At 48.4% G+C, this 26,481-nt stretch carries 24 protein-coding genes; 3 read left to right on the plus strand and 21 right to left on the minus strand.

The window, feature by feature from the left end; genetic code table 11:
- Positions 1–120: 120 nt before the first annotated feature.
- The 19 genes from KTG14_RS11625 to KTG14_RS11710 form a co-directional block, all read right to left on the minus strand.
- Complete coding sequence (locus KTG14_RS11625; RefSeq protein ID WP_216971102.1) at positions 121–1,407, minus strand: sulfatase family protein; 1,287 nt, start codon at positions 1,405–1,407, stop codon at positions 121–123.
- 32 nt (positions 1,408–1,439) lie between these two features.
- The gene (locus KTG14_RS11630) at positions 1,440–2,312 is read right to left on the minus strand and encodes a formylglycine-generating enzyme family protein (RefSeq protein ID WP_308462032.1); all 873 of its coding nucleotides are present in this window, start codon (positions 2,310–2,312) and stop codon (positions 1,440–1,442) included.
- Positions 2,243–2,632 (minus strand): hypothetical protein, encoded by a 390-nt coding sequence (locus tag KTG14_RS18025; protein ID WP_308462033.1) that lies wholly within the window; start codon positions 2,630–2,632, stop codon positions 2,243–2,245. Before KTG14_RS18025 ends, KTG14_RS11630 begins: the two co-directional genes overlap by 70 nt.
- Positions 2,619–3,677, minus strand: a complete 1,059-nt coding sequence (gene xylF / locus KTG14_RS11635) for a D-xylose ABC transporter substrate-binding protein (protein ID WP_216971104.1) — start codon at positions 3,675–3,677, stop codon at positions 2,619–2,621. Before xylF ends, KTG14_RS18025 begins: the two co-directional genes overlap by 14 nt.
- Entirely contained in the window at positions 3,674–5,227 is a 1,554-nt protein-coding gene (locus KTG14_RS11640; RefSeq protein WP_216971105.1) for a response regulator transcription factor, read from the minus strand. The genes xylF and KTG14_RS11640 overlap by 4 nt, the downstream gene beginning before the upstream one ends.
- Positions 5,220–6,668, minus strand: a complete 1,449-nt coding sequence (locus KTG14_RS11645; protein ID WP_216971106.1) for a sensor histidine kinase — start codon at positions 6,666–6,668, stop codon at positions 5,220–5,222. The genes KTG14_RS11640 and KTG14_RS11645 overlap by 8 nt, the downstream gene beginning before the upstream one ends.
- Positions 6,665–7,645, minus strand: coding sequence for a substrate-binding domain-containing protein (locus KTG14_RS11650; protein ID WP_216971107.1), 981 nt, complete (start codon positions 7,643–7,645; stop codon positions 6,665–6,667). The genes KTG14_RS11645 and KTG14_RS11650 overlap by 4 nt, the downstream gene beginning before the upstream one ends.
- Before the next feature lie 436 nt (positions 7,646–8,081).
- Positions 8,082–9,257, minus strand: coding sequence for a sugar ABC transporter permease (locus KTG14_RS11655; protein WP_216971108.1), 1,176 nt, complete (start codon positions 9,255–9,257; stop codon positions 8,082–8,084).
- A 13-nt stretch (positions 9,258–9,270) separates the two neighbouring features.
- The gene (locus tag KTG14_RS11660; protein ID WP_216971109.1) at positions 9,271–10,791 is read right to left on the minus strand and encodes a sugar ABC transporter ATP-binding protein; all 1,521 of its coding nucleotides are present in this window, start codon (positions 10,789–10,791) and stop codon (positions 9,271–9,273) included.
- Between the two features lie 84 nt (positions 10,792–10,875).
- Positions 10,876–12,006: a sugar ABC transporter substrate-binding protein gene (locus tag KTG14_RS11665; RefSeq protein ID WP_216971110.1), complete on the minus strand. Its 1,131-nt coding sequence runs from the start codon at positions 12,004–12,006 to the stop codon at positions 10,876–10,878.
- A gap of 210 nt (positions 12,007–12,216) precedes the next feature.
- Complete coding sequence (locus tag KTG14_RS11670; protein ID WP_058381746.1) at positions 12,217–12,438, minus strand: hypothetical protein; 222 nt, start codon at positions 12,436–12,438, stop codon at positions 12,217–12,219.
- Positions 12,439–12,726: 288 nt separating this feature from the next.
- Positions 12,727–13,116 (minus strand): DUF4080 domain-containing protein, encoded by a 390-nt coding sequence (locus tag KTG14_RS11675; protein ID WP_308462031.1) that lies wholly within the window; start codon positions 13,114–13,116, stop codon positions 12,727–12,729.
- Positions 13,031–13,240: a helix-turn-helix transcriptional regulator gene (locus KTG14_RS11680; protein ID WP_216971112.1), complete on the minus strand. Its 210-nt coding sequence runs from the start codon at positions 13,238–13,240 to the stop codon at positions 13,031–13,033. The genes KTG14_RS11675 and KTG14_RS11680 overlap by 86 nt, the downstream gene beginning before the upstream one ends.
- 193 nt (positions 13,241–13,433) lie before the next feature.
- Positions 13,434–14,432, minus strand: a complete 999-nt coding sequence (locus tag KTG14_RS11685) for a tRNA dihydrouridine synthase (protein WP_216971113.1) — start codon at positions 14,430–14,432, stop codon at positions 13,434–13,436.
- Positions 14,433–14,673: 241 nt separating this feature from the next.
- Positions 14,674–15,774, minus strand: coding sequence for a threonine aldolase family protein (locus tag KTG14_RS11690; protein WP_216971114.1), 1,101 nt, complete (start codon positions 15,772–15,774; stop codon positions 14,674–14,676).
- Positions 15,767–16,747, minus strand: a complete 981-nt coding sequence (locus KTG14_RS11695; protein ID WP_254178128.1) for a sensor domain-containing diguanylate cyclase — start codon at positions 16,745–16,747, stop codon at positions 15,767–15,769. Before KTG14_RS11695 ends, KTG14_RS11690 begins: the two co-directional genes overlap by 8 nt.
- 220 nt (positions 16,748–16,967) lie before the next feature.
- Positions 16,968–17,813 (minus strand): DegV family protein, encoded by an 846-nt coding sequence (locus KTG14_RS11700; protein WP_216971116.1) that lies wholly within the window; start codon positions 17,811–17,813, stop codon positions 16,968–16,970.
- A 324-nt stretch (positions 17,814–18,137) separates the two neighbouring features.
- Positions 18,138–19,700 (minus strand): BCCT family transporter, encoded by a 1,563-nt coding sequence (locus KTG14_RS11705; protein ID WP_216971117.1) that lies wholly within the window; start codon positions 19,698–19,700, stop codon positions 18,138–18,140.
- A 341-nt stretch (positions 19,701–20,041) separates the two neighbouring features.
- Positions 20,042–21,214, minus strand: a complete 1,173-nt coding sequence (locus KTG14_RS11710; RefSeq protein WP_216971136.1) for an acyl-CoA dehydrogenase family protein — start codon at positions 21,212–21,214, stop codon at positions 20,042–20,044.
- A gap of 434 nt (positions 21,215–21,648) precedes the next feature.
- Here KTG14_RS11710 and KTG14_RS11715 point away from each other — a divergent pair, with 434 nt between their 5' ends.
- Positions 21,649–22,404 carry an SDR family NAD(P)-dependent oxidoreductase gene (locus KTG14_RS11715; protein WP_216971118.1) on the plus strand — a complete coding sequence of 252 codons (756 nt, stop codon included), beginning with the start codon at positions 21,649–21,651 and terminating at the stop codon, positions 22,402–22,404.
- Positions 22,405–22,481: 77 nt separating this feature from the next.
- Here KTG14_RS11715 and groL read toward each other — a convergent pair whose 3' ends face one another.
- Both groL and groES read right to left on the minus strand, forming a co-directional pair.
- Positions 22,482–24,113 (minus strand): chaperonin GroEL, encoded by a 1,632-nt coding sequence (groL, locus tag KTG14_RS11720; RefSeq protein WP_216971119.1) that lies wholly within the window; start codon positions 24,111–24,113, stop codon positions 22,482–22,484.
- Between the two features lie 38 nt (positions 24,114–24,151).
- On the minus strand, positions 24,152–24,436 hold the full coding sequence (gene groES / locus KTG14_RS11725) for a co-chaperone GroES (protein WP_216971120.1): 285 nt from the start codon (positions 24,434–24,436) through the stop codon (positions 24,152–24,154).
- Between the two features lie 196 nt (positions 24,437–24,632).
- On the opposite strand from groES, the gene KTG14_RS11730 reads away from it, so the two are divergent.
- Both KTG14_RS11730 and KTG14_RS11735 read left to right on the plus strand, forming a co-directional pair.
- Complete coding sequence (locus tag KTG14_RS11730) at positions 24,633–25,403, plus strand: CPBP family intramembrane glutamic endopeptidase (protein WP_216971121.1); 771 nt, start codon at positions 24,633–24,635, stop codon at positions 25,401–25,403.
- Positions 25,404–25,526: 123 nt separating this feature from the next.
- Positions 25,527–26,402, plus strand: coding sequence for a helix-turn-helix domain-containing protein (locus tag KTG14_RS11735; RefSeq protein WP_216971122.1), 876 nt, complete (start codon positions 25,527–25,529; stop codon positions 26,400–26,402).
- Positions 26,403–26,481: the final 79 nt, after the last annotated feature.

A 26,481-nucleotide genomic window follows, 5' to 3' on the forward strand; every position in this document is an offset into this window, starting at 1 on the left:
AATATTAAGCGCTTTCATTTAGTATAATTCTTGCTTTTTTAATAGTCAATGGATGACCTTCAACAAAAGTCTGTTAAATCTGGAATTTCCGTTCCATTTCTCAGCATTCATGGCTGTCGTTTATTTTTCTTTCTGCCATTCTTTCGCCTCTATTCCCGGTATTGGCCCATCCAATAAAGGGTCTTTTGTCCGTTCCATCCAGCTCGCTACTTTTTCTCTCAGCTCCCTCAGGACATCTTGATGCGCCTGTTCGCCAGCCAAGTTTTTTTGCTCCAACGGATCGCTATCTAATTGATACAGCTCCTCTTGTGCATTGGGTTTTGAATACTCTTCCCTCACTTCTTCTCCGGATAAACTCGAGTAAATATCGTAAGGCAAATAGACTGAAGGTCCCGCTTCAAAATTCCGGATATATTTATATTGCGTGGTACGGATTCCCCTCATCGGATGATAACGGTCATGCCAAGTCAATTCACAGAAAAAATGATCCCGCTGTTCATATTTCCCTCGGGTTAATAAAGGCAAAAAACTATAACCATCGATGTCTTCCAGTGCTTCACCCCCCGCTATTTCGAGTAAAGTCGGCATGAGATCGACATTGCAAAGCAATTCCTTTTGCTTGTTGTTCTGCTTCATCATGTCTTCCGGAAATTTCATAAGCAGCGCCGTCTCCAGCCCCGCATCCAATAACGTTCCTTTCGCTCTCGGGAAGGCGATGCCGTGGTCCGTCGTATAAATGAGCAATGTATTTTTCTCCAGGCCTGTTTCTTTCAGTACTTTCCGGATGCGCCCGACTGCCCGGTCCAGTTCTTTGACAGAACCTTGAAAATGCGCGATATCTTCACGGGTCTTTTCCGTATCCGGTAAATAAGGCGGCACTTCTACAGTGTCGGGTGAATCCGGCTCAAAATGGTCAAACGGCCGATGCGTTTCCTCAAAACCGACCGAAGCATAAAACGGTAGTTCACTTTTTGCAGCTGTACGCCTAGTGAGAAAATCCTCCACTTTTTCTGTCACTTTCGCGGCCGCATTGCCGGGCACTTCGACGACATGATCGTAACCCAATTGCTCGCCTTTATAGATGCCGTCAATCGATTCATGGAAAAAGCCGAACAGGAATGTTTCATATCCCGCTTTCTTCATTTCGGAAGGGATGGTCTTGACTCCCTTTTTCATCGTATGTCCTAAATGGGTCAGGCCGACCAGCCCGTGGTTGTGCCCGTATTTTCCCGTGAGGATGCTGCCGCGGCTTGGGCTGCATTGGGGCTGCGCACAAAAATAATTGTCGAACTGAAAGCCTTCAGCTGCTATTGCGTCGAGTTCTGGAGTTTCAACTTTACGTCCATAACTGCCTAAATGACGGCCAGTGTCATGCGAGATGATCATCAAAATATTGAGCTTTTCCATTAAACAATCTCCTCCTTATTAACAAGTGCCATTCATTGTGCGGCACACCTGAATCCAATATTCCCCGACGAACTGTCCATCGTATTCGATGTCCGGGCAGCTACGCGGTAACGGTTGCAGTATGATTCGTGGCATAAGTACGACCCGCCGCGCACCGAGCGAGCGGCATTTCCCGTTTGTGTATTCTTTTCGAATAGATCTTGGCACCATTCCCACACATTTCCGGACATATTAAAAAGGCCATAGCCATTCACGGGAAACGACTGTGCAGGAGCTGTACCGAGAAAGCCATCTGCCTCGGTGTTAACAGTCGGAAACGTCCCTTGCCAAATATTGCAACGATGTTTGCCGTCCGGTGCCAATTCGTCTCCCCATGGATATTTCTTTTGCTCCAACCCTCCGCGAGCTGCATATTCCCACTCGATTTCCGTCGGCAACCGTTTGCCTGCCCATTGGCAAAAAGCTTGTGCATCGTTCCAGCTTATATGAACGACGGGATGGTCCATGCGTTCTGAAATAGATGATTGCGGGCCTTCCGGTCGAAACCAAACTGCCTGGCCAACTGCATACCACCAAGGCGTCGATGCGACTTGCTGAACTTCCAGCGCCGCACGCGGCGGAATCAATTGATAAAAGACAAACGACCAGCCGAATTTTTCCGCTTCCGTCCTATAGCCCGTCTCTTTGACAAAATGCATGAATTCCTCATTTGTCACTGCATAGCGATCAAGCAGGAACGTTTCCACTTTGCATTCTCTGACAGGGCCTTCTCGGTCTTGCTGGATTCCATCCGTGTCATCGGTTCCCATCAAGAAGTGTCCGCCTTCTATCCAATTCATTTTTTCCGGAAAGCGAATGCCCGCTTTTGGACGGGCAATGCCAGCTCCATTTGTTCGATTTGAAATTTCGGCTTCTTCAACTGCTCTTCTGGGCGCACAACATGATTTTCGCCCTTGCTCCATAAAGTCCCCTCCCCATTTAATTGATATTCTATTCTGAATTGTATAGCTTTTCGGCGTAGATAGAAAGTTTTCGTAGAGAATCCAGTTTTTTGACGAACTCTCTGACTCATCAAAAAAGCACCGCCTTTCTGGAATCGAAAGGTGGTGCCGTCCGGCCATTCTATTTGTTTATTCGATAAGCAGGCGTTACTGGCCATGCTATTACCCGAGCCGAAGATCTTGGGTTTCCTCAAAATTTCTGTTGCCTGCTTATTCATTTGCATATATGTCTTGCTCCAAATGAAACCCGTCCGCAATGAGCGTATCTCGAATATTATCGTTGTTGACTGCAATGGGTTCGAGCAATACAGCGGGCACTTCGCTTTTCCCGTTATTGATGCTGACGGTCGGTTCGATCTCGTTTCCTTCTGCTAATTCCACGGCAAGCGCTGCGACGCGTTCGGACAATTGCTGGATTGGTTTGTAGACGGTCAGCGATTGCGTTCCGTTGACGATCCGCTGGACAGCTGCCAGTTCGGCATCCTGCCCTGCGACCGGAACGGACCCAGCCAACCCTTGCTGCGCAAGCGCTTCGATCGCCCCACCGGCCGTCGCATCATTTGCTGCAATGACGGCATCGATTTGATTGCCGTTGATTTCGAGTGCCTGTGACATATGGGCAAAGGCTTGTTCCGGCGCCCAATCCTCTGTCCACTCATCGTAAATGATGTTGATGTCGCCGCGTTCGATCGCCGGCTGCAGTACATCAAACACCCCTTTTTTCAGCAGATGCGCGTTATTGTCTGTCGGAGCGCCGCCGATATAGACATAATTGCCTTCCGGAACCAATTCCAGCATTTTCTCAGCTTGCAGCTCCCCCACTTTTTCATTATCGAAGGAGACGTATAAATCGATTTCCGCATTTTTCACGAGCCGGTCGTAAGCGATGACTTTGATGCCTGCGCCGTGCGCTTTGTGCACGATCGCCGCTGTCGCTTCAGCGTTATGCGGCACGATGACGAGTAAATCGATGCCTTCTTGGATCATCTCTTCGGCTTGGGCGATTTGCAACGCATCATCCCCATTCGCTGCCGCAATCTCCACTTCCAATCCGCGCGATTCGATGGCTTGTTCGAATAATTCCCGGTCTTTCAGCCAGCGCTCTTCTTTCAAAGTGTCCATTGCAAAGCCGATTTTCAGCGGTTCTTCGTCTTGTGCCTTGTCGTCTTCCTTAAACACGCTTTTTTCCGGCAGCTTGGCATCCTCCTGGCACGCCGTAAGCCAAACGCTCGCGCTCATCAGCAATACTAGCCACAACAGCCGCTTCATGTGCTGATTCCTTGCGTGCGCCCCGAATTCAGCAGGTTCAGGCGGTATTCAGTCGGGGACAGTTCATTCATTTTCTTAAAGACTTTGCTGAAATAATTGGGTTCGTGGTATCCGACTTCCAGGGCAATGGTCTTCAAGCTGATTTCCGGATCCGCCAATAGCTTCTTGGCTTTTCCCATCCGGCATTCTGTCAGAAAGTCGATGTAATTGATGCCCAGTTTTTCCTTGAACAATTTGCTGATATAGATCGGGCTCAAATCCACTTTTCTCGCCAGCACTTCCAATGAAATATCTTCATGGGAATGCTCGGTGATGAATTGCTTGATTTTATGGATCTTATCGAATTCCAGCCGGCTGAAATGCATGGCATAATGCTGCTTCAACATTGCGATTAACTCTGAGGTTTCCAACGTCAATTGACGATAGTCTTGTGCCGGGATCGCGTAATAAGGCGCTTCCGTCTCGATACCGGATTCAGCCATGATTCGGCTCGAAAGCCATAATAATTCAAGCGAGCGCTGCTGGGTTCTGAGGACATTTTCGCCTGCCCGCTCCGACTGCCGGATCAACCCGGTCACGATTTCTTCGACCGCTTCCCACTCGCCGAGCCGGACGCAATCAGCCATTCTCTTTTCCCGCTGCTTAATGAGCGTCGGGTCATGGGAGCTGATCGGTTCGAGATCCGCTGAATAAAAACGGTAACGCGAAGGAACCGTTAAATCCATCATGGCGAGCAATGATTTCTGGTAAGAATCCCGCACCTGCCCCAGTGAATCGCATACCGGCCCAATCCCGACAAAGCACTGCTCGCGCTTGCCCGATGCCGTTAAAATCCGATTGGCGAGCGTGATCGCCTGGGAGCGGAACGAATGCGCAGGGTCGCGGAAGACGATGATCGGCAATTGTTTATCGTAGCAAGGCCCCGCCCAAATATGAGTGGTTTCGCTGATTTCCCGTTTGATTTTATGGGAAAGTTCTTCTGCGCCTTTCGGGACGGCAATGGTCATGACGAATTTCTCTTTTGCCGGCTTGGTTCCTTTCATCTCCACCAGCAAATCGATGTGCATATCCTGTACTTGGTCAAATAATAATTGCGTAACGATATCCATTTCCACGACGGCCATTGCTTTTTGCAAGGCGCTTTGCCGCTGCTCGCTTTCAGCCGATTGCTGCGCTTTCTTTTTTAAATGGCTGAACAATTTCTCGGTAATGGCAACGATTTCGCCCGCTTTGCTCGGTTTTAGCAAATAGTCTTTCACGCCCAATTTAATCGCTTGCTGAGCATAATCAAAAGTATCGAATGCCGTCATCATGACGAACTCGATTTCCTGGTTAACCCGGCGGATCTGTTCGATTGCCTCCAAGCCTGTCATGATCGGCATCATGATGTCCATAAAGATGATATCCGGTTGCCAGTCAGCTGCAAGTTCCACAGCCATCTTGCCATTTTTCGCTTGTTTGATCTCTATTCCCTGGAATGAACGCTCCAGGATCGCTTTCATGCCTTCACGTTCGATCGGTTCGTCATCCACGAGCAGGAGCTTAAACATAGCTTTCAACCTCCATTACTTTTGGCAATTTCAAAATGATTTTCGTTCCACATTGCGGCATGCTTTCAATTTCAACGACATTATCGCTGCCATAGAATAGCTGGAGCCGTTTCGCGACATTGGAAAAACCGATTCCCGTCGCATGCCCTTCCTGTGGAGTGATGCCGCCTTTCAATAATTGTTCTATTTTATTTCCATCCATCCCTTGGCCGTTGTCTTCAATTTCAATGCGTATATACTGGGTTTCGTCTTTAATGCGGAACCAGATTTCACCATCGTCTTCTTTCGGCTCGATGCCATGGATCACGGCATTTTCGATGAGCGGCTGAAGCGTCAGGCTCGGCATTTGATACAATAAAGCCGATTGATCCAGGTCGATATGAAAGGTCAAGCGGTCGCTGAAACGGGCTTTTTGGATATCCATATACTGCGTCAGTACATGAGCTTCTTCCTCGAGCGTCACGGTATGGTCGAGGCGCTTCAGATTATAGCGCAGCAAACCGGCGACGCTGACCAATAGATCGCTCGTATCTTCGGCCCCGTCCAAATAGGCTTTTTTCGATAAGGTGTTCAAGGTATTGAATAAAAAATGCGGATTGATTTGGCTTTGCAGGTGGCGCATCTGGCTTTGCTGCAGCAGCAATTGGCTTTCCTGCAATTCACTTTCCACTTGGGCTTTCTGCTGAATTTCCAAAATCAGTTTATTGATGTTCACACGCATATGATCGAAGGTTTTCGCCAAAAAGGAAATTTCGTCATTGGAATTCACGCGGATTGGCTGGTCGAAGCGCCCTTTGGCCAGTTCGTTTGCCGCTTTCGTCAATTGATGGACCGGCTTGGTGATGCTTAAGGAAAACAAATAGGTGAACAATAACAATAAGACGCTCGTGAGCGATAACAGCAAGATGCCCATCGTGTTCAATTCCTGTGATTGCCGGATAATGTCCCGGTAAAAGCGTTCATAGGTCCTGAGTTCGGAATTGAAAATCGATAAGGTCATTTCGGAAATATAGACCGACATGCGGTTCGCTTCCGTGAATTCGCTTAGTGCGGTGTCGTTTTCGCCTTGTTCACTGAAAACCGTAGAACGCTCCACAGTTTCCGTGAAACTTTCGATCATATTGCTGTAATTGGTCAATGAAAATTCATTGTCCGCGTTGCGCAATTCGAGCAGCGACGACTGGGCATCCTGCAGCCGTTGCTGACTGGACGCGAGCGTATTCGCTGAACGGGCTGTCGGATTGGATAGATAATCGTTCAAATTGGTTACCGTCTGCTGGCTGGATGCGGTCACTTCGTTCATCTGCAAATAGCGCTGCAAAATGTCATTGTATTGGTCCTGCATTTTCTGGTTATAAAACGTCAATGCCAGCCAAATCGCAAACATCATGACGATGACGATTCCCGCGAGCATCCAAATCTTTTTTTGGATTGTATTCACGGCAATTCACCCTTTCCTTCCACAATGCGGATATCCGTTACATACCCAGCAGAATCGAGGGGCACGACTTCATTGCGAAGCCACTTCATCATCATTTCGACGCTTTTCTCCCCCATCTCTTCCGGCGATTGTTCGATGATGGCATCGAGCTTTCCTTCCGTTAACAGCGCCGAAGCCTCCGAACCGTCATCGAACGAGTAGAGATAGAAAGGCTCGAGTTCGGTGCGGCTACTGATTTCCTGCATGATTACGCGGGCTTGGCGGATATCGAGCAAGATGAACGCATCGACATTTGGATGCTCATTCAGCGCTTGCTGGGCCGCATCTGCCGCCTCTTCGTCAGAAGACCCGCTTTCTATATAGGTGGAGCGGATCCCGGCGTATTGTTCCAGGTTGTCTTGCATACCGTCCAAGCGCAGGCGCTCGCTGTATTCCAGTTCAGCATCGCCAAGCAGGACAATTTCTCCTGATTTGCCCATATCGTCGACCAATTGCTTCACCAGCAACTCACCGGCTGCGTAATGGTCCGAGCCCACATAGGTTTTGCGCAAGCTTTTCTCGACAGGCACGTCATTTGCGACTGTGATGATCGGGATGCCATAGGAGGCGGCTTTGATGCGCGCCAATTGCTGGAATTCATCGGTGTCATTGCCTTGTACGATGACCCCGTCCACTTTCGAATGAAGCGCGATTTCTACTTGCTTCAGGAAATCTTCCTGGTTTTTGCCGTAGCTTCCCCATAATTCAAAACCGACATCTTCCCTTTCTGCCTGATTGGCAGCGCCTTGTCCCACCAATTTCCAAAACGGCGTATCCAATTCCTGGGTGATAAGCACAATCCGCTGGCGCTCCTGGTCGCTGCTGACGGCTGATGGCAGCTCCCATTCAGAGTTCAGGACTTTGTTGACAGACAGCACAGTAAAAAAACCGAGCACAGCACATAATGAGCACAGCACAAAGATGACTTTTCTTCTCACGGTTCGCTCCCCTTTTCGCGACTAAACTGTTCCCATCTTACCACCTGTCGGAAGATTCGCAATACGGACTATATAGAAACAAGCACCTTCGTTTTTGAAGGTGCTTGAAACTCGTATTTTCCGAAGTTTATTGCTCGCTTTCCGTGGGGCGGGAATCGAGCCTCCTCGTCACTAAAGCGTTGCTCAACTCTCACTACGTTCGAGCATCGCAAATGAATGTGCTCAGCACAGCTTCACTCATTCATTGCCTGCGGGGTCTCTCAAACCCGCTAGCCCCACAGGAGTCGAGCAAACACTTCTCCAAACACTTAGACAATTCATTGATTTTTGAATGCGGAGAAAAGCATCTCCATTCTAATTTGTAGCAGTTTATAGACTTTCTTAACACTCTAGAAACGCTTTCCTTTATCAGCGAAGGTGCTTGTCTGTAATGAAGTTACCCGCGCTGCTTGCGTGTCATGACATCGAAAATAACAGCTGCGGCCAACACTCCTCCGCGAATCATATACTGATAGGAAATGCCGACGCCGAGCAAGTTCATGCCGCTCGACAAGGAAGCCATAACGATCGCGCCGATAATGGCCCCGGTGACCTTGCCGACACCGCCGGCTGAAGAAACCCCGCCGACATAAGCTGCAGCGATGGCATCAAGCTCGAACAACGTCCCCGCTGTCGTCGTCGCCGATTGCAAGCGCGCCGTAAACAGGATACCCGATAAAGCAGCGAGCATACCCATTGAGCCGAAGACGATCATGGTGATTTTCGTGACGTTGATGCCGCTCAAGTGAGCCGCTTCCGGGTTGCTCCCGACTGCGTAAATATTCCGTCCAAGAACGGTTTTCGTCGATAGGAAATGGTAGATGACCACGACGAGCAGCATGATGACGACCGTCCACGAGAATCCGTTGTATCCAGCCAGCACCCACGTAATATAGCCGATGATGAACGAAACAAAAACCAGTTTAAGAATGAAGATCGGCAGTGAAATTACATCGAAGCCGTATTTCACTTTATTGCGGCGTGTGGAGAGTTCGCTGTAAATGTAAAGGGCGATGCCGACGAACCCGACAAGCACCGACAGCAAATGAAGGCCGTTTACTTCTACGAGCGATGGGATGAAGCCATTGCCCAGTGCGTTGAACAAATCATCGTTGACGATGATGGTGCCTGTCGATTCCGTGACATTGAGCAAAGCCCCGCGGAAAATGAGCATGCCGGCCAGTGTCGCGACAAACGACGGAATGCCGATTTTCGCGACCAAAAAGCCATTGAACAAGCCGATGATAATCCCGAACACCAAGACAATCGGAATAACGATCCACACCGACAACCCCATCTGCGTCAGGAAAATCGCCGCCACAGCGCCGAGGAAGCCGGCGACAAAGCCGACCGATAAATCGATGTGGCGGATAACGATGATGAGCGTCATGCCGACTGCCAGTACTGCGATATAGCCGGCTGAATCGAGCAAGTTGCTGATATTTCGCGATGACATGAACAAGCCGTCCGTCATTACCGAAAATGTCAGCATGATGACGAACAATGCGATGTACATGCCGTAATCGCGGATATTTGTTTTGATCAGAAAGCGCGCTTCATTAAAAATACTCATAAATATCTGCCCCCTATTGCGTTGCCAATTCCATAATGGCTTCTTGTGTCGTATTTTCTCTCGACAATTCTCCAGTAATTGCGCCTTCCGCCATCACGTAGATGCGGTCGCTCATGCCGATGATTTCGTTCAATTCAGAAGAAATCATGATAATGCTCATGCCCTGCTTGATCAGTTCATTCATGATCGTGTAGATCTCGAATTTCGCCCCGACATCGATTCCCCGTGTCGGTTCATCGAGGATCAGGATTTTCGGACCCGTAAACAGCCATTTGCCGAGCGATACTTTCTGCTGGTTGCCGCCGCTCAGCTTGCCGACTGCCAATTCAAGCGAACTGGTTTTTATTTGCATCGATTGCCTGTACTCAGAACCGACTTTCACTTCTTCGTTCAAGTTCAGCACACCGCTTTGCGAGATTCCTTTCAGATGGGCCGCTGTGATATTGTTCTTGATGTCATTGATCAAGAACAAACCATTGCCTTTGCGGTCTTCGGTCACATAAGCGATTCCCGCTTTGATGGCATCGCTTGTATGCTTAAATTGAACTTTCTGGCCATTGACCTGCATATCGCCTTCCACTTTGTATTTTTTCGGATTGCCGAACATGCTGAGCGCAAGTTCTGTTCGCCCCGAACCCATCAGTCCGGCGATGCCGATGATCTCGCCTTGCTTCACTTGGATATTCGCCTTTTTCACGACGTGGCGGCCGAGCTGAGTGTCATATGCCGACCAATCGTTCAACTCGAGTACTGTCCCGCCGAATTCATGATCCAAGCGTTTCGGGTAAATATCCGCGATTTCACGGCCTACCATATTTTTGATGATGACACTCTCGGATATTTCACCTTTATGCGCATCCAAGGTGACAATCGTTTTTCCGTCCCGCAAGATGGTCGCTTTATCGGCGATCGAAATGACTTCTTTTAATTTATGGGAAATCATGATGCAGGTGATTCCTTGCGATCTTAATTCTTTCAATAGCTCCAATAAGTTCTCGCTGTCATTCTCGTTCAAGGCAGCGGTCGGCTCATCGAGAATCAGCAGTTTGACGTCCTTGCTCAAAGTCTTGGCGATTTCCACCAATTGCTGTTTGCCCACCCCGAGGTCTTTGATCAAGGTTTCCGGGTCGACATTCAATTTGACCTTTTTCAGCATCTTCGCCGACTGGACAATCGTTTCATTCCAATCCACGAACGGGCCTTTCCGGATTTCGTTTCCGGCAAAAATGTTCTCGTAGACCGTCAGATCCGGAAACAGCGCCAGCTCTTGATAGATGATGGCAATTCCGGCTTTGACGCTATCGTTGATTTCATTGAACCGTTGGACTTCCCCTTCGAAGACGATGTCCCCTTCATATGTACCATAGGGATATACGCCACTTAGCACTTTCATGAGCGTTGACTTCCCTGCCCCGTTCTCGCCGATCAAGCAATGGATTTCTCCGCGTTCGACTTTGAAATTGACGTCATCCAGCGCTTTGATTCCCGTAAACTCTTTCGAAATGCCGTTCATCTCTAAAATATAGTCGCTCATTTCTTCGCCTCCCCTACAAAAAGCCTCAAGGAATGGAGAAATAGTGATAGACAGCGCTATCACTATTCCTGTGTCCTATTGTTTTTACTCGATGCCTGTGAACTCGCTTGCTTCGTAATATTCTGTGTCGATTAATTCGGATTTCACATTTTCTTTATCGACTACGATAACGTCCGTCTGTTTCGCTTTCACTTCGCCTGCTCCGTTATCGTAAGAACCTGTTGTTTCCGGTTCGTTGCCGTCCAACACTTCGACTGCCATGCCCATTGCATCTTGTACTAGTGTGCGGACATCTTTGAAGACCGTCATCGATTGTTTCTCGTCGATGACATATTGGATTGACGCTTTCTCAGCATCCTGTCCTGTGATCGTGTAATCCGTCACAGCAGAATCCGATCCGAACACGTCTGCAATCGAGCGTGCCGTGCCATCGTTCGGCGCCAAAATCGCTACATCGCCTTTCATGTCTTCACCTACTGAAGTCAAATGCGTCTGTGCTTTGTTCTTGGATTCGTTTGGATCCCAGTTCGTAGTGACCTGGCCGATGATTTTGCTCAACTGGTCGCGGTCCAATTCTTTCGTGTCAGACAAAGCTTCCGCTTCGCTGGAGTTGGCAATTTTGAATGTGCCGTCAGCGATTTTCGGCTGAAGCACTTCCCACGCGCCTTGGAAGAACAAGAACGCGTTGTTATCTGAAGAAGCTCCTGCATACAAGTACAACGGGATATCAGAGCCTTCTGCGTTATCGATCAAATACTGGGCTTGTGCTGCCCCTACTGCCAATGAATCGAAAGTTACGTAGTAATCAACTGCATCCGTATCGGTGATCAAACGGTCATACGCAATAACCGTTACGTCATCCGCTTTTGCAGCTTCTACAGCAGCTGCTGCTGCAGCCCCGTCATGAGGCGTGATGATCAATACTTTGATGCCTTTGTTCAATAAAGCTTCAACGTTCTCTTTTTCTTTAGCTGAAGACCCTTGGCTGAAGAGAATTTCAGTTGAGTAATCTGATTCCGCAAGTGCATCTTTAAAGCGTTGCTCATCCTGCACCCAACGCGGCTCATCTTTTGTCGGCAAGACGATTCCGACATCCACCCCAGAGCCTGAACCCGATACTGAATCCGCATCTCCTTCGCTATTGCATGCGGTTAAAGCCAAAGCGAACAACACCAGAATCGTCAGCAGCAAAAACCCTTTAACATTCTTTTTCATATTATTTCCCCTCTCCCTTTGTAAATATAAGTAATTACTTCTTAAGTATAAATTCTGAAAACTTAAATGATAGCGCTTTCACTAGCACTCTTTTAACATCATCTGTACTTTTTTAACTTTTCGCATCAGAAGCTGCATCGATCTCTTCTTTGACCATATTTTTGGGCAATAAGAAAACGCCAATCCCTTGTGATGGGGATTGGCGTTTTCTTATTGTTCCTGCCCGCGCGGTGCTTTTGGCGGCTGGCATGTGTCGCATTTGCGCTGGTTGTTCTTGTTGAACTTCGTGAAGGTCTTCTCGAAGTTATTGCCGCATGCGCATTTGAACAACAGCTTTTGGGAGAATCCGTGGTATTCCGTCGACAACAACTTGCTGTCGGAATTGTTGTTGACGAATGTCCGGATTTTATCGATCGTCCATCGTTTATTCATTCTGTTACACCTCAATTTAGGATTGGCTGGAAGCTTTCGGGCATCCTTTGCCTTAGGACAAAACATTGTTGTCTTAAGTCATCTATTATAGCACGCCTGGAGAAGAACTGTTGTATTCTTTATCCAGGTCTGCGGGCGAACAGAAGCTGATCGAAACGTAAACAACCAGTTGAACCACAATCTGCCGCCATCCTGCTTTCGCGCCTGAAGTCAAAACGCCGCCTATTAATCCATCGATTGCCGGGGATAATCGAAAAAGAGGCCAGACTATTTGATTGAGAGACGTTCCTAATGCAGTTTAGCTTGTTGAAAACTGGTCACTCCATAAGCTATGCAATGAGCGATATAGAGAAAGGTCATGACGAAAAAGGCAAAAGAAGCTCCTTCCACCATAATAATGGCTGCCCACGCAATAACAATAAAGACAGACGTCGCGATCCATGCAGATGATCGTGCATTTACGTGGATGTTTTGATAACGTTCGTCCAATTGACGTTTTTTCTTCATATTGTGCCTGGCAATGAAATACGCAGCCAAGCCGCTGAAAACCCCAAAAACCAATCCACCGAGACCGATTAAATGATTCATTGTTTCATTCAATGTTTTCATCCCCTTCGAATTGAAATAAATCTTCAATATGGCATTCAAAAACTTGAGCGAGCTTATGGGCGAGTACAAGAGAGGGCTTATATTTTCCCTTCTCAAGAGATATGACTGTTTGCCTGGATACACTCAGCAAGATGGATAATTGCTCTTGGGTGATGTTGTGCTCAGCGCGTTTTTCTTTAATGACGTTCTGCATATCGTTATTACTTCCTCTCAAAAAGTAAAGCTGGCTTTACGTAAAGCTTACTTTACTAATTTCTGAAAGTCAACTCATTTTCTGCCTTTTCCTTTCCAAAGAGTTTCAAAAAACAATACAAAAAAGCCGCTGAAAACTATAGTTTCAGCGGCTTACTCTATTTGTGTGCAAATTACATAACAGAAGGCGAAAGTTAAATGCCCACCGAGCTATGGTTTTCGCTCTCTGCAGCGGCCAGCTGGAATGCATCCAGCAAAGCGCGCACTTCGTCGGTCGTCTCGGTGTGCATCAAATCGTTGCGGAGTTCACCCGCACCGCGTACGCCGCGCACATAAATTTTGAAGAAACGGCGCAATGGCTTGAAGGCGATTGGCTCGGTTTCCGTCGAGTATTTATCGTGGAGATCCAAATGCAGGCGCAACAGGTCGAACAATTCCTCTGTGCTGTGCTCTTTCGGTTCTTCTTCGAAAGCGAACGGGTTATGGAAAATGCCGCGCCCGATCATGACGCCGTCGATGCCGTATTTATCCGCCAGCTCCTGGCCGGTCTTGCGGTCCGGGATGTCACCGTTGATGGTAATCAAAGTATCCGGCGCCACTTCATCACGCAGCGCTTTGATCTCAGGGATGAGTTCCCAATGCGCCGGCACTGCGCTCATTTCCTTTTTCGTGCGCAAATGAATCGATAAGTTGGCGATGTCTTGTTCCAAGACATGGCGCAACCAGCCTTTCCATTCGTCGACATTTGTATAGCCGAGGCGCGTCTTGACGCTGACTGGCAAGCCGCCCATTTTCGCTGCTTGGATAATTTCCGCCGCGTTGTCCGGATAATTGATCAAGCCGCTGCCTTTTCCTTTAGCGGCAACGTTCGGCACCGGGCAACCCATATTGATGTCGATGCCTTTAAAGCCTTGCGCCGCCATGCCAATGCTCATCTCGCGGAAATGCTCGGGCTTGTTACCCCAAATATGGGCGACGATCGGCTGTTCATCTTCCGTGAACGTCAAGCGCCCACGCACGCTGTGGATGCCTTCCGGGTGGCAATAGCTTTCCGTATTCGTAAACTCCGTGAAATACACGTCAGGGCTCGCCGCTGCCGCTACGACATGGCGAAACACCACATTCGTCACATCTTCCATCGGCGCCAATACAAAAAATGGCTTCGGCAATTCACGCCAAAAATTCTCTTTCATAACTCAATTCCAATCCTTTCCTTACGGGATGAAGCATTTCTTCACCCAAAAATTCACTGTCATCTATAGTAAGAATGCAAAAATATCAAATGGTTCACTACGTCTCGCTAGCTTTTCTTAACCTTATACAGTTTACACGATTCCGCGCGCTGTGGAAAGAGAGGCGCTCCTGCTTCCGCTTGAACGCAAAAGCCCTTCCCGCAATCCGCAGATTGACTGGAAGGGCTGAATATCCGAGCTTTTATTCACTGAACTGTTCTTTCATCTTTTGATCCAATCGCTTGAACGCTTCTTGAACCAAATCTGCTGGTATTTCTGCGTACTCGTCCCCCATCGACACTTCAAAATAACAGGAGCCGCTGTCCACTTCCTTCAGATAACTGGTGATGCCGATCCCTGTTTCTTGCTCAAGCTCCATGATGACCGGTTCTATTTCTTCTTTAGAATGCGCGAAATGGACATGGAACATATTCGAAACCGGCACTTCCGGCAAAGTCGCAACGCCCTGACAGGAATTAAAGAGCGCCGCCACTCGCTTCGCAGCTTCGAAATACTGCCCCATCTTCCCGGAGCGCTGGTCGAAATAATAATCGGCTGAGATGATATACGGATAGAGGCTGATCAAATCGCCCCCATGCCGCCTTTCCCACACTTTCGATTGCTTTGTGAAAGCTTCGTCCCCAGCCAGGATGGCGCCGGCAATTCCGCCGATGCCTTTGTATAAGGATAAATAGACGCTATCGAATAAAGCACAAATTTCCGCTGCGGACTTTTCGTAATAAGGAGTAACTTCCAGCAAGCGGGCGCCGTCGAGATGAAGCTTGATCTGGTGCTCGCGGCAATAGCGCGAGATTTGTTCCAGCGTCTCGAAACTTGGCAATTGCCCGCCGATTTCGCGCTGCGGCAATTCCAGCAGCACTACCGCCACCTCTTCTTCCAACTCTGCGACATCTTTCAACTCAACGACACGGTCCGGGTCTGTCAAATACACCGATTCGATGCCATGCAATTCCTTCAACCCGTCTTCTTCGTGGATTTCCAAGTGGCTAAGCGGGTGGTACGCCACTCGCTTCAGTCCTTTATCATCGCACCAGATCCGCAGCGCAATCTGCTGGGCCATCGTGCCGCTCGGGAAAAAGACTGCCGTCTCTTTTCCTAAAAACGCCGCCATCTTCTCCTGAAAATCTTCAATGACTTGTCCGGTTCCATACAAGTCACTTTCAACGTCATCAGCAATTTCTTCAAAAGCTTTTTTCAATACGCCAACATTGCGTGAGCCATGATTCGCCAATTGATATTCCGATTGCTTAAAGACTGATTGCAGTTGATTGAGTTCAGCCAATGTCCCCACTCCTCAAAACGCTTAATTTTGAACTTAATAGAAAGTATAGCGGTTCTTCCCTGCTTTTTTTCGACTGATACAACGCTTGGTCTGCTTGTTGAAGAAGTTCTTTCAAGTTGCAATCCCCACCGGCCACATATTGGGCAATGCCGATGCTCGCCGACAGCGGATAATCGGCTTCCCAATCACTCAAGCTGTCGAGCAGCCCGTCTGCCCGTTCGCTCAATTCCGCGGCATTTGCTGGCTCGGTAAAACATACCAGAAACTCATCCCCGCCAAGACGGATCGCCAAAGCATCTGGATGATCTGCAGTGAATCGCTGCAACTTGGAGGCCACTTCCTTCAACACCACATCTCCCGTGTCATGGCCGTATAAATCATTGACCTTTTTGAACCCGTCCAGATCGAGTAAGAACACCGCACCTCCCGCTTTCGAATTCCCTTCAAAAAACCGTGTGAGGAAATGGCGATTGTATAGATCCGTCAGCGAATCACGATAAGCAAAACGCTCGAGATCCAAGTAATAGGTAAACATCCGCACAATCCGCTGCAATAAAGTGATGCTTTTTGCATCGAACTGGCTTTTTTCATCATTCACTGCGCATAAAGTGCCGAACCGCTCCCCATTGACGAATGAAATCGGCAGCCCCAAATATGAGCGCACATTGGCCGCTTCCAGCTTCTCTTCAAACGCTCCCAGTGCATGTCCGTCTTTGACATCCTCATAGACCAGTGGCTGCTTGTTCTTGAAATCCACGCGGCTGCACAGCGAATCCTCCAGGTTGATCACCATTCCTTCTTCTACAGGGATGGCCGTGTCATTTTGCGAAAGTTTGAGGATCATTTGCTGGGTATCGCTGATCGAGCTTAAGCAAAACAATTGATCCGGTAAAATCTCTTTCGCCAAATCAATCACATCTTCCGCCAGTTCATCGAAATTCTTATACATTTCCAATTCTCGAAATGTCACCATCATTAAGCACCTCAATTAGTGTCAGATTTCTCATTTTCATTATTTTGGAAAATTAATCTTACAAATCTTATCAATAGACAATATTTAACTTTATTTATTCGAGCTTAACATAGAATGTCACACTATGAAGCTTTCTTCAAATACTGGAAAATAACAAAAACCCCGGATGGCCGCGCATAAATACGCAGCCCATCCAAGGTTCATGGGGATCTTGCCTATTTTAATAACTAACCCAGCTCAAGCCGGTCGTGCCTTCGCCGGCATGGACGCCTACACAGACGCTCAATGGAATGACTTCCACTTTCAGCCCGGAAAATTCCTTCATCAATTCACTTTTCCACACTTCGGCACCGGCTTCATTATTGCAATGGATGACCGCCACTTCCGGCACCATTCCAGTCTCCATATCCGCCCGCAACGCCGAATTGACGCTTTCCTTAGCGCGTTTGTTCGACCGGACTTTTTCTTTCATCGTCGTGACGCCGTCCACAAAAGTGATGACCACTTTGATGTTGAGGATATTGCTGAGGAATGCCTGCGTGCCTGACACCCGTCCGCTTTTATGCAATTGGTTCAAACTCGACGGAATGAACGACAAATGCGATTTAGCGGTCAATTGGTTGATCGTCTCCACGACTTCTTCCGGTCCTTTACCAGCTGCGAACAATTCATTGCCGATTTCGATCATTTTCCCCATCGGGAACGAACCGATTTTCGAGTCGATTGGATAGACTTTGAAATCGGCCATCTCAGCAGCTGATTGGGCGCTATTATAGGTGCCGGACAATCCGCTCGACAAATGAAGCGCTACCGCAAAATCATAGCCTTCAGACTGCAATTGTTCATATAAAGCAACCATCTCCCCGATGGCCGGCTGTGACGTTTTCGGTGATACTTTCGCCACGCGTAATTTATCGTAAAATTCTCCTTGTGTCAGGTCGATCGACTCGCGGTACGACCCATCATCAAACACGACACTAAGGGGCAATACATAGACATTATGCCGTTGGATGAACGCATCATCCAATTGCGCTGCTGTATCCGTGATCCATGCTATTTTTTTCATTCAAAAAATCTCCTCTAGATGCAAATTCCATATCGGAAGCAGTTGTCTGCTCTTGCTAACGTACAGGAGGCGCAGCCATAGCGGCTAGTGACAGATGTCACATAAGGAAAAATTAATGTAAGCGTCGACATAATTTGCACTTATCTGGACACAGAACTTTTCGGGGCAGCTATTTCCCGATAAAAAACGGGCAATTATCCATTACAGATAATTGCCCGTCTCATTCTGTCCACCAAGAACTTTCTATTATAGAGACACTGAACCGCTGCGTGTGGAAAAATTCAATCTGTCTTCCATCGCTTTGCCGGTTCGAGCTAACGTCGTTTAGTTTCCGTCCGTTTTCGCCACTCTTGCCTGGCGTCTTGCTTCAGTGCCGAACTGGTCGACATACATCGTCTTGGCCGCTTTTGGAGCTGCCCAAAACGTCGTCAGCAACAGCAATGAAACCGGAATCGCCGTGACGACGATAAAGGATTGAATGGCTTGAATGCCGCCTTCACTGATCATGAGTAGCACGATTGCGACAGTTCCCATGATGACTGCCCAAAAGACGCGCATCGCTTTCGGTGGATGGCCATTGCCGGTAATCGCTACCGAAATGGTATAGGCCATCGAATCCGCCGTCGTTACCACGAAAAGAATCGTGACCAACAGGAACAGCGGTGCAATCACTGTATCAAACGGCAGCTGTTGCGTGATGGCCATCATCGCAGCCGGCATGCCGTCCGCGTTCAAGGCAGAAGAAATGACACCCGGGTCCCCAAGCTCATAAAACATGCCCGTCCCGCCTACGACTGTAAACCAGAACGCCGTCACAATCGGCGCCGTAATCGATACGGCCAAGATCAATTCACGAATCGTCCGGCCTCTCGTGATGGTGGAGATAAAAATAGCCATCATCGGGCCATAACCGAGGAACCAGCCCCAGAAAAAGATGGTCCAAGAACCCAGCCACGCGGAATCCCCGCGGAATGTGCTCATCGCCAAAAATTCCTGCAAGTGAATACCCGATGCCGCTAAGAAAGTGTCGGCGATAAAGCCACCCGGGCCAATAACCAAAATAACCAGCATCAACAATAGTGTCAGCAAAATATTGACATTGCTCAAGAATTGGATGCCTTTTCGAAGTCCCGTGATCGCAGAGATCGTCGCGATCACCACGACCGCAACGATGATCATCACTTGGGTGAACAAAGTATTCGGCACGCCGAACAATGATTCCAGCCCGTAAGCTGCCTGCAAGCCAAGAAAGCCGATCGGGCCGATGGTGCCAGCTGCCACGGCGATGACGGCAGAGGCGTCAATGGCAGTACCAAGCACGCTTTTCCCCATAACTTTTTCGCCAAGCAATGGGTAGAGCAAAGATCTTGGTTTTAACGGCATTCCTTTTTGGTAATGCGCATACATCAACACGATCGTTCCAAGCGTCCCGAGAATGGACCAAGCCAGAAAGCCCCAATGCAAGTAAGACTGGGCAAAAGCCGGCACGACAGCGCTCGCTGTACCGGATTCTACTCCTGCAAAATTAGGGGACCGATCCAGAAAATGATACATCGGTTCAGCCGCGGCCCAAAATACGCCGCCCCCGGCAAGTAAGGTCGTCATGATCATGGCAACCCATTTGAAATAACTAACCTCGGGCTTATCGATGCCCCCAAGGCGGATATTCCCGTATTTCGAAAACCCTATAAACAAAGCAATAAAAAACGTTCCCAGCAACAACACTTGCCAAAATGCGCCAAAGTACTTCACTGCAAAGGCAAAAGCCAAATTCACGATGGATGACACCATCTCCACATTAATAAATGACGCTAAAACAAACGCCACCAATAGCCCGCCACTAATCCACATGACTGGCCAATCGGTCCTGGATGCATATTTCTTCAATCTTATTCCTCCCTTATCGTTCTGTTGTGCAAATCCAGGCCGTACAAAAGAATGATAGAAATCGTAGCTGATGATTTCACTTTCAATAGACAGCTGGCGTGATGATATAAAAAGACCGCCACACCCGCAAGATTTTTTTCAACAAGTGTCCAATTGTATCCGATGATAAAGTGTTTGCCAACTTTTTAAACTTGAATTTCCCTACTTTTTTACCGTCCGTTATTTACAGACAAAAAAAGCGGGAAACCCTTATTTCACAAGGGTTTCCCACTTTAAATTCTAGCAATAATCACATTATTGAAACAGGAAAAACAATCTCTCTGCTCCGGCTATTGTGCCTCTTATTCCACCGGCTGCTTTACTGCTTGGTTGGCAATCGCAAAGTCCGCAAGCGACGGAATGAGCATGTCTTCCATCGGCGGGTTGTGAAGCCCCGCCCGCACATCGCGATAATAGCGCTGCAGCGGCGATTGTTCAGAAAGGCTGTGTGCGCCCGCCACCCGCATCGCCAGATCCACGATGTCGACCGCTGAATTCGTTACCGCGACTTTCACGGCCCCAAGTTCCGCCGCCATCTGCGAGCGCTGTTCGTCGTTCGATTCATCCCATTGTTTCGCGACGGAATAAAGGAAATGCCGCGCCCGCTGCAACTCCAATTCGATTTGGCCGATCTTTTGTTTCACATTCGGCAGCTCGATAATCGGCCCGTTCAAGCTATTCGGCGAATACTCCTGTGCAAAGCGGATTGCGTAATCCTGCGCGGCCTGTGCGATTCCGAGATAGCACGCCGGAATATGCAACAGCCATCCGGCCGGCTGCTTTTTCCCGGGCACACTGATTTCGACCAACGCTTTTTCCTCCACGTGGACATTCGTCAACACCAAATCATGGCTCCCAGTGCCGGTCATTGCCACGCTATCCCAGGTTTCGTCGATCGCTATACCGTCAGCCGACCGCGGAATGAGAAAGTAGCCGACTTCCCCGGTCTCCTCAATCACAGCGGTCACGTTGAAGTAATCCAATACCGGCGCCATCGACGTGAACGACTTGCGCCCGTCAATGACCCACAAACCGTCAACTTTTCTGGCTGTCGTCGACGGTTTGCCGCCTCTTGTCGGGCTGCCGGTCTGCTTTTCGGTCGCGCAATTATTGATCAATGCGCCGCGTGCTTTGATGTCATCGAATAAATCTTCGAGCACCGATTCATCCCATTTCTTCGTCTCGCCCAAATCTTTCACGATGCCCATATGCCAGCCGATCGATAATCCCGTCGACCCGTCCGCACGGCTGATCGCTTCCTGATAGCGTAGCATCTCCGACAAGGAAATCCCCGCTCCGCCGTATTCTTTCGGAATCGTCAGCGCGGGGTAATTGATCGCTTTCAGTTCCTCAAAATTCTCAAATGGAAATTTTCGTTCCGAATCGTTATGCGCGGCCCGTTCTGTAAACGGTGCGACTGTTTCGTTCAATATGTCCATGCGTTCTTCAAATGTCTTCGCTTTTAGGATATCCATCATTCTTCACCTTTCTCCTATCTATTACGTCCATTCCTCCGTCAAAATGAAGCCGTCCTCTACTTAATGATGCACCGAGTATAATCCTTGAGGTGCATTCGGCACAACTGCGACGCCTGTGATGCGGCATCCGCTTTCCCGTTGATCTATGAAATGCTCGCATCAATCGAGCCTTCCTGCATATTCTGGGAAAAATCGTCGTATCCACTTTATACCCTTAAATGATCTTTTTAATTAACTCGATGCTTCCTATTCCTTTGCTACTCGAAGAATAGTGTATAATCTTCATTTGAGTACACTCATAATTCTAAATACTCCAAGAAATTACCGATTTATAACTGCTTTTTATTCCACTTCAATACCCAGCACGATTTCAGGAGAGTTTCAGTATTTCTGTACATTTGCTAAACATTCATTTCAATGGGGGGATTCACATGAAGTACACAGTTATCACAGGCGCCAGCTCAGGAATCGGATATGAAGCGGCATTGGCTTTCGCAGCACGTGGCAAAAACCTGATTCTTGTCGCAAGAAGAGAAGCCGAGCTCAATAATCTTAAAGAGAACATTCAAAGCATAAACTCTGATCTGGACGTCGTTATCAAACCCACAGACCTATCCGATAGCGAGCAGGTCCATGCGCTTTACGAAAGCCTCAAAGAATACGATATTGAAACCTTCGTCAACAACGCCGGCTTCGGAAACAGCGCAACCGTCGCTGAACAAGATGTAACTAAAACGGAACAGATGCTTCGCGTAAATGTTGAAGCACTCACCACGCTTTCCACTCTTTATGCACGCGACTATGCGGACCAAGAAGGCGCGCAGCTCATCAACGTATCATCAGACCTCGGCTACCGACTCGTGCCAAATGCCGTGACATACGCTGCGACCAAATTTTACGTAAGCGCATTTACAGAAGGCCTGGCCCAGGAACTGCAGGATAACGGAGCTCGGTTGAAAGTTAAAATACTCGCACCGTCCATGACAGAAACCGAATTCGTGAAAACAGCGCGGGAGCTTGATGACTTCAGCTATAGCGACAATGTGCAGAAGTTCCATACCGCAAAAGAGATGGCACAGTTTATGCTGGAGCTTTACGATAGCGAACAGGTTCTCGGGAAGGTCAATAGTGAGAGCTATGAGTTTGAGTTGATGGATCCGGTTTTTCAGTATACTTCGAGGAAGTAGGATTCACTATAGTTTTGATATCAAAAAATCCCCTTCCACATAATGTGGAAGGGGATTTTTCTAAATGGGCTGATGACTTACATCATGCCGCCCATGCCGCCCATATCGGGCATGCCACCGCCAGCTTGTGCTGGTTCTGGCAGGTCTGCTACGACTGCTTCAGTTGTCAGGAACATAGCTGCAACAGATGCTGCGTTTTGCAATGCAGAACGCGTCACTTTCGTTGGGTCTACGATGCCTTGTTCAAGCATGTTGACCCATTCGCCTGTTGCTGCGTTGTAGCCAATGCCGACTTCTTCCGTTTTCAAGCGGTGAACGATGATCGAGCCTTCAAGACCAGCGTTCGTTGCGATTTGGCGAACCGGCTCTTCAAGTGCACGAAGCACGATGTTGATGCCTGTCGCGACGTCGCCTTCTTGCTGAGCTGCAACTTCCGCCACTTGGTTGTAGACATTGATAAGCGCTGTACCGCCGCCTGCCACGATGCCTTCTTCAACCGCTGCGCGTGTTGCGTTCAATGCGTCTTCAATGCGCAATTTACGCTCTTTGAGTTCTGTTTCAGTTGCTGCGCCGACTTTGATGACGGCTACACCGCCGGCAAGTTTCGCGAGGCGCTCCTGCAGTTTTTCGCGGTCGAATTCAGAAGTCGTTTCTTCCAATTGGCTGCGGATTTGCGCCACGCGAGCGATGATTTTCTCGGAATCGCCATTGCCTTCAACGATTGTCGTGTTGTCTTTCGAAACGACGACTTTCGCTGCGCGTCCAAGTTGTGCGATGTTTGTGGATTTCAGGTCAAGACCGAGGTCTTCTGTAATCACTTCAGCGCCAGTGAGTGCAGCAATGTCTTCGAGCATCGCTTTTCTGCGGTCGCCGAATCCAGGAGCTTTCACAGCCACTGCGTTGAATGTGCCGCGCAATTTGTTCACGACAAGTGTTGCCAACGCTTCGCCTTCAACATCTTCAGAGATGATGAGTAGCGGTTTGCTTTGCTGAACGACTTGCTCGAGTACTGGAAGGATTTCCTGGATGTTGCCGATTTTCTTGTCTGTGACAAGGATGAACGGGTTTTCAAGAACTGCTTCCATTTTGTCGGAATCCGTCACCATGTAAGGAGACTGGTAGCCGCGGTCGAATTGCATCCCTTCCACAACGTCAAGTTCCGTCGTGAAGCCGCGGGATTCTTCCAAAGTGATGACGCCGTCGTTGCCAACGCGCTCCATTGCTTCTGCGATCAATTTGCCGACTTCCTCGTCGCCAGAAGAAATCGCCGCTACTTGCGCGATCGATTCTTTGCCTTCGATTTGTTGAGAAATGGACTGCAATCCAGTAACCGCGCTTTCCACAGCAAGTTCGATGCCGCGGCGAATGCCGACAGGGTTGGCGCCAGCTGTGACGTTCTTCAAGCCTTCACGAATCATCGCTTGTGCAAGAACTGTCGCAGTTGTTGTACCGTCACCGGCGATATCGTTTGTTTTGGAAGCGACTTCCGCTACCAGTTTCGCGCCCATGTTTTCAAACGCATTTTCAAGCTCGATTTCTTTGGCGATCGTTACGCCATCGTTTGTGATAAGCGGCGTGCCGAATTTCTTCTCAAGTACGACATTGCGCCCTTTTGGCCCAAGCGTTACTTTGACTGCGTCCGCTAATTTATCTACACCCTGCAGCATCAAGCTGCGTGCATCTTCACTGAACTTAATATCTTTTGCCATGATTCGGTTCCTCCTATTTAAATAGAATTTATGCTTATTTAGCCGACAATCGCAAGGATGTCGTTTTCACGTAGGATTAAGTATTCTTTGCCTTCGTATTTCAATTCTGTGCCCGCATACTTCGAAAAGACGATGCGGTCTCCCTCATTTACGTCCAGCTCTGTACGCTGTCCATTTTCACGGATAAGCCCATTCCCTACCGCAATCACTTTGCCTTCCTGCGGCTTTTCCTGCGCCGATCCTGGCAAGACGATTCCGCTAGATGTCTTTTCTTCCTTTTCGACGAGCTCAATGATGACACGATCTCCTAATGGTCTTAACAATTGAAACACCCTCCTCAAATTAAATAGCTTCTAGTCGCTTAGCACTCTCAACCTTTGAGTGCTAACCCATAAATAAGTTTAATAAAATCTTCAGTTAATTGCAAGCAGAAACCATAGGCCGTTTTGAATTCTTTGCGCCTTTTTCCGTTAAGCCCTACAATAAAAGAAGCACGCGAAAAGAAAGGAATTTGACTACATGACCTCAACCGATAAAACCGCCTCTTCGCAGAAAGCGAAAGGAAATAAGCGCAAAAACATGCGCACGCCGCTCCTGGTCCTGCTGGTTTTCGTGGCCGTTCAGCTCATGCCGATTCTCTTTATCGGCCCGACACTTGGTTATTTCCGTGACCAAGGGCTTGACGATGCCACCGCCCGCGCTTCCACTTCCGGATGGCTGATCTTCCTGACGATGGGCATCGGCTTTTTAGTTACGATGATTCTCATCTTGCGCGATCGCAACTTCTTCAATATTTGGAAAGGCAAAAAATCGAGTCTTCCCGCTGCAATCGGCTGGGGCATTCTCGGATTTCTGCTATTGATCATCGGCCAATCGATCGCTGCCATGATCGAAATGGCAATCGGCATCGACCCGGGATCTGCCAATACGCAGACGCTCGTCCAAATCGCTGAAGTCGTGCCATATGCGATCATCGCGGTCGTCCTGTTCGGCCCGATCCTCGAAGAACTGGTCTTCCGCAGAGTCGTCTTTGGCTCCTTGAACCAGACGATGAACTTCTGGATCGCCACAGCCATCTCGGCACTGGTCTTCGCGCTCGTCCATCTCGAGTTCACGCATCTCTTGCTCTATTTCACGACCGGACTGATCCTGGCAGCCCTCTATCAGCGGACCAAGCGCATCCTTACACCGATCATCGCGCACATCATGCTGAACGGCTACGTCATGCTCATCCAGCTCAACATGGACAAAATCGAAACCTTCATCAAACAAATGGAAAACCTGCAATAACCCAAAACCGCCGTTCCTATATTGGAATGGCGGTTTTTATGCCTTCACGGCAAAAAAGCAATAAATATCAAAAATGCAATTTTGCTTTGTTTTATGATAAAGCGTAGAAGGAGGTGATACACGGTGGGTTACGAACACTTTATCCAAAAGTCCATTCAATGGATAGAATCGCATTTGCACGAGCCTATCTCAGCTAATGAGGTTGCAGCGGCCACCGGATTTTCTCAATATCATTTTCACCGCGTATTTCAACATATTGTTGGCATATCCGCTGCTGAATACATACGGAGGAGACGCCTTGCCAATGCCGCTAGCCAGCTTTTATATACCGATGAACGTATTATCGATATTGCCTTTTTCTATCAATTCGAATCCCAAGAAGCTTTCACGCGCGCTTTCAAGAAAGTTTATCAACTGCCACCTGGACGTTACCGAAAAATCATGACCGCCCTGTACTTAGAAAAGGAGGAAACAAAAATGACTGAACATCCTAAAGGCTGGTTCATCAGCGGCAGCCATCCTGACCATTACGAAATCGGCACTGACCGAAAAGAAATCCATCAGGGGCGAGCATCGGGATACCTAAAATCAACCGATTCCGCGGATGATGAAGAATTCGCCACGATGATGCAGCAGTTTAAAGCCGACCGTTACCGCGGACAGCGCATTCAACTGTCCGGATTTATCCAAACGAAAGACGTCCAACATTTCGCGGGCCTATGGATGCGTGTCGACAATTCATCAGAAGACGTTTTACAATTCGACAATATGAGCAATCGACCGCTCATCGGCACCACCACGTGGAACCGCTATGCCATTGTTCTCGATGTCCCGGACAACAGCGCAGCTATCTCATTCGGCGTGTTGCTAACCGGTAAAGGCAGTGTCTGGATCGATGGACTGTCTTTCCAAACAGTGGATGCCAATACCCCTACAACCAATATGCAATTGGACAACGAGCTAATGGAAGAACCGGTTAACCTATCTTTCGAAGATTAACTTTCATGAGAAATCCTAATCATATTCCCATAAGTTCCCCTCCGCGCCAGTGTTAAGAGCTGACGCGGTTTTTTCTGAT

Source organism: Planococcus sp. CP5-4_YE (assembly GCF_019042655.1).
Lineage (GTDB): Bacteria > Bacillota > Bacilli > Bacillales_A > Planococcaceae > Planococcus.

Coding starts and splice junctions, on each gene's coding strand:
- KTG14_RS11715 (WP_216971118.1), top strand. CDS start 21,649: ATGAAGTACACAGTTATCACAGGCGCCAGCTCAGGAATCGGATATGAA.
- KTG14_RS11695 (WP_254178128.1), bottom strand. CDS start 16,747: ATGGTGACATTTCGAGAATTGGAAATGTATAAGAATTTCGATGAACTG.
- KTG14_RS11655 (WP_216971108.1), bottom strand. CDS start 9,257: ATGAGTATTTTTAATGAAGCGCGCTTTCTGATCAAAACAAATATCCGC.
- KTG14_RS11660 (WP_216971109.1), bottom strand. CDS start 10,791: ATGAGCGACTATATTTTAGAGATGAACGGCATTTCGAAAGAGTTTACG.
- groL (WP_216971119.1), bottom strand. CDS start 24,113: ATGGCAAAAGATATTAAGTTCAGTGAAGATGCACGCAGCTTGATGCTG.
- KTG14_RS11670 (WP_058381746.1), bottom strand. CDS start 12,438: ATGAATAAACGATGGACGATCGATAAAATCCGGACATTCGTCAACAAC.
- KTG14_RS11710 (WP_216971136.1), bottom strand. CDS start 21,214: ATGGATATCCTAAAAGCGAAGACATTTGAAGAACGCATGGACATATTG.
- KTG14_RS11730 (WP_216971121.1), top strand. CDS start 24,633: ATGACCTCAACCGATAAAACCGCCTCTTCGCAGAAAGCGAAAGGAAAT.
- KTG14_RS11625 (WP_216971102.1), bottom strand. CDS start 1,407: ATGGAAAAGCTCAATATTTTGATGATCATCTCGCATGACACTGGCCGT.
- KTG14_RS11640 (WP_216971105.1), bottom strand. CDS start 5,227: ATGTTTAAGCTCCTGCTCGTGGATGACGAACCGATCGAACGTGAAGGC.
- KTG14_RS11685 (WP_216971113.1), bottom strand. CDS start 14,432: ATGAAAGAGAATTTTTGGCGTGAATTGCCGAAGCCATTTTTTGTATTG.
- KTG14_RS11680 (WP_216971112.1), bottom strand. CDS start 13,240: ATGCAGAACGTCATTAAAGAAAAACGCGCTGAGCACAACATCACCCAA.
- KTG14_RS11665 (WP_216971110.1), bottom strand. CDS start 12,006: ATGAAAAAGAATGTTAAAGGGTTTTTGCTGCTGACGATTCTGGTGTTG.
- KTG14_RS11700 (WP_216971116.1), bottom strand. CDS start 17,813: ATGAAAAAAATAGCATGGATCACGGATACAGCAGCGCAATTGGATGAT.
- KTG14_RS18025 (WP_308462033.1), bottom strand. CDS start 2,632: ATGCAAATGAATAAGCAGGCAACAGAAATTTTGAGGAAACCCAAGATC.
- xylF (WP_216971104.1), bottom strand. CDS start 3,677: ATGAAGCGGCTGTTGTGGCTAGTATTGCTGATGAGCGCGAGCGTTTGG.